The 6,424-nt window shown below is 44.4% G+C and carries 8 protein-coding genes; 3 read left to right on the top strand and 5 right to left on the bottom strand.

Annotation, left to right across the window (positions count from 1 at the left end):
* Positions 1 to 219: 219 nt before the first annotated feature.
* A complete protein-coding gene (locus JGK36_RS26215; protein WP_293193750.1) occupies positions 220 to 1,344 on the bottom strand; it encodes a peptidylprolyl isomerase in 1,125 nt (374 codons plus the stop codon).
* Between the two features lie 376 nt (positions 1,345 to 1,720).
* Here JGK36_RS26215 and efp point away from each other — a divergent pair, with 376 nt between their 5' ends.
* The 3 genes from efp (at position 1,721) to JGK36_RS26230 (ending at position 3,452) form a co-directional block, all read left to right on the top strand.
* A complete protein-coding gene (efp, locus tag JGK36_RS26220; protein WP_293155631.1) occupies positions 1,721 to 2,278 on the top strand; it encodes an elongation factor P in 558 nt (185 codons plus the stop codon).
* Between the two features lie 193 nt (positions 2,279 to 2,471).
* Positions 2,472 to 3,029, top strand: coding sequence for an acetyl-CoA carboxylase biotin carboxyl carrier protein (accB, locus tag JGK36_RS26225; RefSeq protein WP_293186769.1), 558 nt, complete (start codon positions 2,472 to 2,474; stop codon positions 3,027 to 3,029).
* Between the two features lie 30 nt (positions 3,030 to 3,059).
* On the top strand, positions 3,060 to 3,452 hold the full coding sequence (locus JGK36_RS26230; RefSeq protein ID WP_293186768.1) for a helix-turn-helix transcriptional regulator: 393 nt from the start codon (positions 3,060 to 3,062) through the stop codon (positions 3,450 to 3,452).
* Positions 3,453 to 3,843: 391 nt separating this feature from the next.
* On the opposite strand, the gene JGK36_RS26235 is transcribed toward JGK36_RS26230, so the two are convergent.
* From JGK36_RS26235 to JGK36_RS26250, 4 genes are all read right to left on the bottom strand, one after another.
* Positions 3,844 to 4,617: a GerMN domain-containing protein gene (locus JGK36_RS26235; RefSeq protein ID WP_293186767.1), complete on the bottom strand. Its 774-nt coding sequence runs from the start codon at positions 4,615 to 4,617 to the stop codon at positions 3,844 to 3,846.
* A 269-nt stretch (positions 4,618 to 4,886) separates the two neighbouring features.
* Entirely contained in the window at positions 4,887 to 5,363 is a 477-nt protein-coding gene (locus JGK36_RS26240; protein WP_293198503.1) for a hypothetical protein, read from the bottom strand.
* 1 nt (position 5,364) lies between these two features.
* Complete coding sequence (locus tag JGK36_RS26245) at positions 5,365 to 6,150, bottom strand: hypothetical protein (RefSeq protein WP_293186765.1); 786 nt, start codon at positions 6,148 to 6,150, stop codon at positions 5,365 to 5,367.
* A gap of 171 nt (positions 6,151 to 6,321) precedes the next feature.
* A partial coding sequence (locus tag JGK36_RS26250) for a photosystem II protein D1 (RefSeq protein WP_293196450.1) occupies positions 6,322 to 6,424 on the bottom strand: 103 nt, incomplete at its 5' end.

Raw genomic sequence — 6,424 nt, forward strand, 5'->3', positions numbered from 1 at the left:
TAGTGTAGAAGCGATTTAAATCGCCGTCTTTGTTTGTCTTTCTTCCAGCCCGCGGAGGCGGTCTTTGTTAGTGTAGAAGCGATTTAAATCGCCGTCTTTATTTGTTATGGTTGCTTCCAGCCCGCGGAAGCGGGCTTTGTTTGACTCTGAAGCGATTTAACTCGCCATCTTTGTTTGACTCTGAAGCGATTTATCTCGCCGTGTTTGTTTGTGTGCTGATTAAACTTGAGGTTGAACCAAATTTTCCTTTCCTTTAATCACCTTAGCAGATATAATCTTATCTCCCTGCCTCAGTTTATCCAAAACCTCTTTTCCTTCAATCATGTAACCAAAAACAGCATACCGACCGTCCAACAAATTCAGACCAGCGGGCGTGAGTTCGGGTTCAAACAAGAAAAAGAAAAACTGAGAAGAACCGCTGTCTGGTTCAGCTTCAGCCCGGGCCATCGCCACAGCACCAAAAGCAGAAAAAGGCAAAACAGGCTCGTCGCGATAACGTCCCGCATCTTCTAGAGTAATCCCATAGACAGGTTCCGTGTCCTCTCTAACGAGCACTTCCAGCGGCACATTCCGGTATTTGCCAGTACCTGGATCAATAAAGCCCACTTCCTTGCCTTCGGGATCTCCCGTTTGCAAAACGTAGGATTCTTCCGATCGAATAAATGGTAAACCATCATAGAAACCTCGATCGACCAAATCCACAAAATTACCAGCAGTCACAGGCGCACTGTAACCGTCAACCACAACATTAATTGTCCCCTTATCCGTTTCCACCGCCACAGTAGCGCGACCTTTCAGTTGAGGCAGATTAGCATACTTAGCAGGCACTTCAAACGGAAACTTTGTCACCATCAACTCTTCGATTTCGCCTACCGAACCGAGGATTTTCGCCTTCAAGTCAATAACTTTTTCCCTGTCTTTAGCCTCAACAGCCTTTTCCAGTTCAGCAATTCCCTCCTTGACTTGTGCAACTAGCGCCTCAGCTTCCGGCTGTTTCGCCTCAGGAATACTCACTAAAATGTCGGACTCCCGAATGCTGAGAATCCTCGAAGCCTTACTGACATCGCTGCTAATGGGCCCCCAACGTTTAGAACGGATGTGGTTGCCAATGTCTTCCAGACTGATTTGCAACTCACGCACAGTCTGATTGTCAATAGGTAGCGCGAAACGCAGCAGCGCCCGGCCGTCCGTAATCGGATTCCCCGCAGGCATACTGCTGCTGGGGCGTTTCGCATAGGAAACTGCACTGAAACTTAGGGAGAGTGCGAACAGCAGGACTGCTAAAGCACCGGTCTTCACCCAGCGCTTGCACGTATCGATCGAGAAATTAGGCCAATGCAACATATCTTTAACTTTTATTGCCTCTATTATCTTCCCACAGCGCGCGATCGCCTTCTCTCCATTACATCCGTTGCCTCTCCTTGTCCAACAGACAGAGGTTTTTCACTTGGAGTACAGCACTTGCTCCCTTTGAAAGGTAAAATAAATTGCCAATTGCTTTTTGATGCCGTCAGCTAGACTGCGGCTTTAAGCTGACCCCGCTCAAAAACGGATACAATCCCCAGACTCCTGTCGTGGAGAGATCAAAATTTTAGACCAAGGTTCAATCTCCCAGATTCAAAGCTGCGAGTGAATCTAAAATCTAAAATCTAAAATCTAAAATCGACTGACTATAGTTCCCCCGTGCCCAATGGCGACGGGATTGCCCGCAAAAATTTATATGCTCTCCAGTAACGACTTTCGACCAGGTGTTTCAATTGAATGGAATAACGGCGTGTGGCGGGTTATCGAATTCCTCCACGTCAAGCCCGGAAAGGGTTCCGCTTTTGTGCGGACAAAATTAAAAAACGTCCAAACCGGCAGCGTAGTGGAACACACATTCCGAGCTGGCGAATCTTTGCCTCAAGCCAACCTCGAAAAGAGCGCGATGCAGCATACCTATAAAGAAGGCGACCAGTTTGTCTTTATGGATATGGAAACTTACGAGGAAAGCCGCCTCACAGCCAAGGAAATAGGCGAGCGTGTCAAGTACCTGAATGAAGGTATGGAAGTCAGTATCCTTCGCTGGAACGACCAAATCATGGAAGTGGAATTACCCAATTCTGTCGTCTTGGAAGTGACACAAACCGATCCCGGAGTCAAAGGAGATACTGCCACCGGTGGCAGTAAACCGGCCATCCTTTCCACCGGAGCTCAGATCATGGTTCCTCTATTTATTTCGATAGGAGAACGCATTCGGATTGATACTCGTGAAGACAAGTACCTCGGCCGAGAATAGAAACGACGGAGAAAAAGGGAGTTTTTAGTTTTTAGTTGTGAGTTGTGAGTTATTAGTTAAAGAGCTAAAAAATCATCGCTCATCGCTCAAAGATTAAAAACTACCCCTTTTGTCTCCAAAATCGGTGAAGTTTCCTAGCTTCGCCGGATTCCAATTTCTCAATTTTAAATTCTTAATTACCCTTGAATCTACTGTGCAATTAGACTTAAACCAGCTTTGCGAACTGCTGACTGTTTTAGACAAAACAGGCATTTCGGAACTGACATTAAAAAGTGGGGAGCTTGAACTGACTGTACGCAAAGGCATTCTGGCCAGCGAACCAGCCACGGTTACTGCCCTCTCTACCGCGGCAAGTGTCGCTCCGACGATCGCCCTGGGATCTGTTTCTAGCCCCACTGCCGCCCCACCGGATGCTGTTAGTCAAAATGCAGGAGCAACTCCGGCCACTCCTGCACCAGCCCCTGCTGTCGCAGCTCCTGCTGCCGTCTCTGCTCCTGTCGATACCAAATGGGTGTCAATTATCTCGCCCATGGTAGGAACGTTTTATCGCGCTGCTGCTCCCGATGAGCCACCTTTTGTCAATGTGGGCGATCGCATCAAAGTCAGCCAGACAGTCTGTATTATCGAAGCAATGAAGCTGATGAACGAGATTGATGCTGATGAAGTGTCCGGTCAAGTCATGGAAATTTTAGTGCAAAATGGCGAACCTGTCGAATACGGTCAAATTTTAATGCGAATTAATCCGGATTGAAGCATTACTTTATTGTTATGGACAGAATAAATGCTAATATTTCGAGATCACTTCTCCCCGGTGAGTTTGATGAAGTCATCCCAGCCTGTCCCGCAAGAGGTTGTGCAACAAGTTGCTGAGTATTTCAGTATTCTGAGCGAGCCAATGCGTTTACGAATTTTGAACTTGCTTCGCGACGGAGAAAAATGCGTGCAAGAGTTGGTGGAAGCTACTCAAACGAGTCAAGCCAATGTTTCCAAGCACCTAAAACTTATGCTCCAAGCTGGTATCCTCACTCGCCGGAGTGAAGGAACATCAGCCTATTATAAGGTGCAAGACGAGTTAATTTTTGAGCTATGTACTATGGTGTGCGATCGGCTTGCCACTCGGATCGAACAGCAAGCCCTCCACTTTCGGGCATTTAGCCTGACTGCCAAGCACTGAAAATTAGTCATTAGTCATTAGTCATTAGTCATTAGTCATTAGTGCGAGCGTCCCCGCTCGCGAACGTTATCAGTCAGCAGTCATCAGTCGGTAGTGCGAGCGTCCCCGCTCGCGAACGTTATCAGTCATCAGTTATATCAAATTCGGTAACTACGGAATTCTACCCTGCTCGCCGTGCGGGACGTTTGGCTTCGCGATCCGAAGCGAGCGACACGCTCGAATTGCACTCCGAAAATTATTATTCCGATGCAAATGTTAACGATATCATCAGCAATCAATTATCAGCTATCAATCCCTATTTTCCGCATTCAGACTAATAACTAATAACTAATAACTCCTAACTCCTAATTAATAACTCCTAACTAATGACTAATAACTAATGAATCAAAAATTAGTTAAGGGGAAAATTTTTGTCAAAACTTTGGCGGGTACTCGGTTGAGCCACCTCCAAACCTTCGCCACCCAAAAGTTCCAAAGGCTTGCCGTCCACCGAGATCCAAACCTTAGTATTCGGTTTTAAACTCGTAGCTGTATAGATAACTTGCCCTAACCGGCTCGTCATTGAACTGCTGCCTCCCCCCGCAGTAAATTCACGCGACAAATCGACATAAACTTCATCATTCTTGACACTCAAACCCCGGAGTTTTGTCCCTTTAGGTATTTCGCTAGAAACAGTTGCATCCTTCGGCCCAGCCAACAAAGTGTTAAAAGCAGCTTGTAAAGTTGCATCAGGCTTATCAGCTTGTTTGACAGCTACTTTCGTAGGAACTGCCTCAAATTTGCCGATCGCATCTTTAACCCAGTACACTTGGACTGTTTGGGCATCAGCCTGCTGCAAAGGCTTCGGCTGTGACGACTTGGGCGCCAGAGCCTGAGACGCCAGAGGGGTAGGTCTCTGAGCTTGAGGCGTCTGAACCTGCGGCGTCTGAGCCTGTGGCACCTGCACAGCATTTGGAGGAGGTACGGGGATAATTACAGCAGGGGATTGGGCAGGACTTGGGGATAGCGCCGGAGCGATTGTCGGAGCTGAAGACTGCGTGTCTGCCGTGGGCGAACGGCTTGCCGTCCACCAAGCAATGCCACCTCCAGTCACTAAAGCCAACCCGCAAACACCGGCAATGAGTGCTGTTGTGGAGACGTGGCGTACTTCTTGTCCATCTTTCATAATACAAATCCTCGTTAGAGATAAAGCGCTTGACACGGTGAGGAGCTACTCCCGATCGGCTACATTTGTTTTTGCTGAGATTCTGGAACAGGGAACAGCTAAACCAAAACAATCCTGGCATCTTTAACAGCTTAGGAGCTATATTTCATTTTGACACCCTCCCGCTTAAAAACAAGGTATAAGTCTGAAGGCAGAATATAGAAGGCACTTATGCTGTGGCATATCCGAAGTTTACCTGACATTTTATCTAACTCGTAAATTACTATAAATTAACTAATATTTTGCCAAATATCACAATCGGTAACAGGTTGAAAATCTTTAATATTTTTAGTAGCAATAATGACTTCACGACCAGGAAATTGCTCTTTGAGCAGACACCATTGAGCAGCCAGAATGCAGTCTACATCAATGTTCTCCTTAATTTTATTAGATTGACTCATAGCTCTTGCCTCCGCCCATAGTTCGGCAGCCTTTTCTAGCAAAGCAAAAGTTACTTCTTGAAATTCAAGTAACTCTCTTAGTTTATCTAACTCTTGAATACTTTTGCTTTTTATCCGAATCAATTCACGTCTAAGTTCATAATCACAGATATCAGAAGCAATTATATAAACGCCTTTCGACAACAGTCTATAAAACCATTCTGTGCATTGATAAATCTCCGTAGTCAGCTTCTGATCTTCAGACAATTTCTCATCAATATTTGTTATCAGCAAAGCAATAATATTAGAATCTAGAATTAGAATCACTCTACAATTTCCATCCTTTTTCTTCTCCAATACTTTCTATTTGCTCAAGTCGTGACTTTGCCCAATCCATAGCAGATTGGTTTTTCTGAATTTGCATTTCACGAGTAAATATTGGATTATAAGGAGAGTCAATCAAATGTAATTTTTCATTTTGTGTTCGGTCTTCTTCGATTTGCCATAATACTGCTCTAGCAGTGTTTTTTAATCCAACTAAATATAAAAAAACTGACTCGTTCTGATTGGCTCGATCGGGTTTTAGATTAGAATCATTTAAAAAAGCCAATGCTATATTCTTAATGCACTCTATTAAGTGTTGTGGAAAGTAGACAAGATATTCTTCTAAAAGCTCTGATAGTTTCACCATACCCGTGTATAGCGATCGATATTGACGTACTTTATCTGTTTCTTCTTCAAACGCAATCAGCATAAAACCCTGAGCTATGATTAATTCCCTCAAGCCATCCATGTATTTTTCACGATCTTCAATTTCTTTGAAAGTATCACGGGCTAAAAAGTCACTATATTTTGCTTTAAATTCGTTTAAAAGTGGTCTGTATTCAGAGTAATAAATATCCGCTCTTAGACGTATATCTTTTGCTTCTCTAATCCGTTCTAGTACCTCATAAATTTTCAATCCATCAATAAATAGTTCTTCTTTAGGAATCCGCGCTTCATCAGATTTAAACAGCTTTTCTAAGGCGTGTTTGATTAAACTTAGTTCACCAAACATCACCTCCTCACTGTTCGATGGCAATGCTCTAATTAAATTTTCTGTAGTGACTGTCATAGGAAGCCGACTCCATAAATAAAGGCTTTTATGATTTATGAGAGCACATGAGCTACAACTAGCGCGCTCCTTCTATTATCATAAACGATCATCTCGCTAAAACTGTAATTTTTCCCAAACAAAAAGCGCCCCTATTTCTAGGGGCGCTTTCTGTTTATCTCAAGCTAAAACTTAGCCGTTGATGGAAGGAGCAACCAAAGCAACTGGAGTTGTTTCGCCAGCAGCCAAGTCGAGTGGGAAGTTGTGAGCATTGCGCTCGTGCATTACTTCCATA

Origin of the sequence: Microcoleus sp. PH2017_35_SFW_U_B, from assembly GCF_020737865.1 — a bacterium.
Classification (GTDB): Bacteria; Cyanobacteriota; Cyanobacteriia; order Cyanobacteriales; family Microcoleaceae; genus Microcoleus.